3 protein-coding genes and 1 pseudogene are annotated in these 3,505 nt (G+C 68.7%); 1 reads left to right on the forward strand and 3 read right to left on the reverse strand.

Features of this window, described 5'->3' with window-relative positions:
* Window positions 1–95: 95 nt before the first annotated feature.
* Together N878_RS15355 and N878_RS15360 are read right to left on the reverse strand one after the other, a co-directional pair.
* A complete protein-coding gene (locus N878_RS15355; protein WP_031303251.1) occupies window positions 96–1,025 on the reverse strand; it encodes a bile acid:sodium symporter family protein in 930 nt (309 codons plus the stop codon).
* Window positions 1,022–2,350, reverse strand: coding sequence for an NAD(P)/FAD-dependent oxidoreductase (locus N878_RS15360; RefSeq protein ID WP_021444506.1), 1,329 nt, complete (start codon window positions 2,348–2,350; stop codon window positions 1,022–1,024). Before N878_RS15360 ends, N878_RS15355 begins: the two co-directional genes overlap by 4 nt.
* Window positions 2,351–2,487: 137 nt before the next feature.
* Between N878_RS15360 and N878_RS15365 the strand changes: the two genes are divergently transcribed.
* On the forward strand, window positions 2,488–3,267 hold the full coding sequence (locus N878_RS15365) for a spermidine synthase (protein WP_021444507.1): 780 nt from the start codon (window positions 2,488–2,490) through the stop codon (window positions 3,265–3,267).
* 116 nt (window positions 3,268–3,383) lie between these two features.
* Here N878_RS15365 and N878_RS29570 read toward each other — a convergent pair.
* Window positions 3,384–3,505: pseudogene (locus tag N878_RS29570) on the reverse strand (enoyl-CoA hydratase); the annotation flags it as partial.

The following is a 3,505-nucleotide window of genomic DNA, read 5'->3' on the forward strand; positions in this document are numbered from 1 at the left end:
ATCGGTGAGCAGCAGGGCGTCGCCGCGGGCGTGGCAGGCGCGCGCCAGTTGCCAGCCGAGGCCGCTGGCGGCGCCGGTGATCAGGACGACTCGCATCATTTTTCTCCGAGAGCGATCAGCGGGGCTGTGAGTGGCGGCGGGCGGCGCGACCAGAACCAGGCCAGGGCCAGGCCCGAGACCAGGTGCCAGCAGCCCCAGAAGGCGGCGATCAGCAGCATGCCGCCGACCTGGGGGAAGAAGGTGAAGATGATCACCAGGCCCAGCGCCGAGTTCTGGATGCCCACCTCCAGGGTGATGGCGCGACGTTCGGCGGCCGCCAGGCCGCTCAGCCGCGCGCTGAGGTAGCCGATGCTCAGGGCCAGGGCGTTGTGCGCCACCACCAGCCAGAAGAACAGGTGGAAGTGCGTGGTGAACTGCTCCAGGTTGCGGCTGAAGGCCAGGGCGACGAAACCGAGCATCACCAGCAGGGCGAACAGGCGCAGCGGTTTTTCCACCTTGAGGGTCAGCTGCGGAAAGCGCCGGCCGACCCACATGCCGGCCACCAATGGCAGACCCAGCACCAGCAGCACCAGCAGGAGCAGGCCGAGCGGGTCGAGGGCGATCTGCGTCAGCAGCGGCCGGGTGTAGGGGTTGAGCCAGGCGTACAGGGCGAAGTTCAGCGGCGTCAGCAGGCTGGCGGCGAGGCTGGACACCGCGGTCATGCTTACCGACACGGCGACGCTGCCGCGCGCCATCCAGGTCATGATGTTGGAGAAGCTGCCGCCGGGGCAGGCGGCGATCAGCGCCATGCCCAGGGCCAGTTCCGGCTGGATGCGCAGCGCCCAGCAGGCCAGGCAGGTCAGCGCCGGCAGCAGCACGAACTGCGCCAGCAGGCCGATCAGCGGCGCCTTGGGCGCTCGGGCGATGCGGCGGAAATCCTCGGCGCGCAGGTCGAGCGACACGCCGAACATCATCAGGGCGACGATCAGGTTGATCAGCACCAGGCTGCTGGGGTCGAAGGCGATAGTGACGGCTCCCACGTTCAGGCTCCCTGGGCTGCCGGCACGGCGCCGGCGGCCAGCTCGCGGCGCAGCGCCGCGCTATGGGTGGCGATGCGCTGACGATAGCTGTCCTTGTGCACGTAGTAGGCCATGCGCTCCAGGTCCAGGTAACGGTAGCCTCCGTCCAGGCGCTGCCCGGCGCGTTCGCGCTTGAGCCGGCGCAAGGCTTCGGCCGCCGGACTGCCGGCCTGCAGCTGGCGGATGTACAGGGCCACCAGCTCGGCCTGCTCGTCACGGCCCTGCCAGCCGAGACCGGAGGCCTCGACCATGCCGAGCATGAACAGGTCGTCGCGCTCGGGGTGGAAGACGTTGAGGTACAGCTGCGGCGCGCCGGCGCCCTGCGGCCAGTTCAGCTCGCCGCGTTCGATAAAGGGATAGTCGAGCTTGTAGCCGGTGGCCATCAGGATCAGGTCGTACTCGGCCTGTTCGCCGTTGGCGAAGCGCACGCTGTGGCCGTCCACCGCGACGATATCGCCGCGGGCGCGGATATCGCCGTGGCCGAGGTGGTGCAGCACCAGCGAGTTCATCACTGGGTGCGACTCGTACAGGCGGTAGTCCGGATCCGGCAGGCCGTACTGCGACGGCTTGCCGACCAGGGCGCGCACCAGCAGGCCGTCGACCAGCTGCTTGAGCCGGCGCGGCAGCTTGATCGCGCCGCCGAAGGTGTCGGTGGGCTTGCCGAGAATGAACTTGGGCAGGAAGTAGTAGCCGCGGCGCACCGACAGGTCCACCGAGGCGGCGCGGTGCACGGCATCCACCGCGATGTCGCAGGCCGAATTGCCGCAGCCGACCACCAGCACGCGCTTGCCGGCGAAGAGCTCGGCGCTCTTGTAGGCGCAAGAATGCAGCAGCTCGCCGCTGAACTCGCCCGGCAGCGCCGCCAGGTTCGGCGTATGCAGGGTGCCATTGGCGATCAGCACGCCGTCGAAGCGCCATTCGCGGCGCTCGCCATGGCGCTCGCTGATCAGCTGCCAGCCTTGGTCCAGGCGCTGCAGCTGCACCACCCGGGTGTCGAACTGGTAGTGCGGGTACAGGCCGAACTGCCGCGCGTAGTCGCGGAAATAGCGGCGCATCTCGCTGTGGTGCGGGTAGGGCGCCACCTCGGCGCGCATGGGGAATTCGCTGAACTCGGTGGTGCCCTTGGAGGAAATCAGGTGGGCCGAGTGGTACATGGTGCTGTGCGGGTTGTCGATGTCCCACAGGCCGCCGACATCGCTGTGCAGCTCGAAACCGACGAAGTCGATGCCGTGCTTCTTCAATTGCCGGGCCGTGCACAGGCCCATGGGACCGGCGCCGATGATGGCGTACATGGCGAACCTCGTTATTGTTATGAGTGAGCAGCGCAAGTGCTGGAATTATCGCGTGACCGGGGGCGGCCGCTTCAATGACAATCGGCGCCTTTGCCCCGTCGCTTCTGGTGCGGGATGTCACTGCTGGAGGGAGAGCCATGCCGGGATTGCCGCCGAGCGACGAGTTGCAGATGCAGGACGAGGTGCTGCTGGCCGAGGTGCGCGATGCCTTCGGGGTGATCCGCGTGGTGCAGATCGGCGCCTACCGTTTCCTCGAGTTCGGCGAGGCCATCGAGCAGAGCTGCGTGTTCGCCGGCGACCCGAGCTGGCTGGAGTACGACTACACCCGCGCCATGCTGCTCGGCGCGTTGTGCCACGATGCGCCGGAGACCGCGCTGTTTCTCGGTCTGGGCGCCGGCAACCTGACCCAGGCCTGCCTCAAGTTCCTGGCCCTGGAGGACGTCGAGGCCATCGAGCTACGCCCCGACGTGCCGCGTCTGGCCATGGAGTTTCTCGGCCTGGATGACGACCCGCGGCTGACCATCCGCATCGGCGACGCCACCGAGCTGCTGGGCAGCGCCGAGACCGCCGACCTGATCTTCCTCGACCTCTACACCGACCAGGGGCCGGGCGCCGGCCACCTGGCCTGGCGCTTTCTCGAGCGTTGCCGGGAAAAGCTCAACCCCGGCGGCTGGCTGATCATCAACCAGTGGGCCGGCAACGACGGCAAGCCGCTCGGCGCCGCGCTGCTGCGCGGGCTCTACCACCGCCACTACTGGGAATGCCCGGTGAAGGAGGGCAACGTGGTGCTGCTGATCCCCGCCGACCTCGACCAGCAACTGGATCGCGGCCGCCTGCAGGCGCGCGCTGGCGAGCTGGCGCCGCGCCTGGGCTACTCGCTGCAGCCCTTGATCGAGGCGTTGCGCCCGGCCACCTGAGGCGCAGGGCAGGGTGGATGTCGCTGTCTGCAGCCACCAGAAGCGGTGGATCGGTGACGCGCGATCCACCCTACGCAAGCCTGGCTTGCAGGCCGTCATGCATCGACTGGTTCCGCTCAGCGCCCCTGAAAATTCCCCGGACGCCGTTCGAGCATGGCGCGCACGCCCTCGGCGGCGTCCTCGCTGGCCATCAGCTGCTTGACCGTGCCGTGCAGCGCGGCCGCCGCCGCGGCTTCGC

It is taken from the genome of Pseudomonas sp. EGD-AK9, from assembly GCF_000465935.2.
Taxonomy (GTDB): domain Bacteria; phylum Pseudomonadota; class Gammaproteobacteria; order Pseudomonadales; family Pseudomonadaceae; genus Aquipseudomonas.

What these genes read in the sequence shown, in the direction of transcription:
- N878_RS15360 (WP_021444506.1), bottom strand. Translation starts at nt 2,350, where the DNA reads ATGTACGCCATCATCGGCGCCGGTCCCATGGGCCTGTGCACGGCCCGG.
- N878_RS15365 (WP_021444507.1), top strand. Translation starts at nt 2,488, where the DNA reads ATGCCGGGATTGCCGCCGAGCGACGAGTTGCAGATGCAGGACGAGGTG.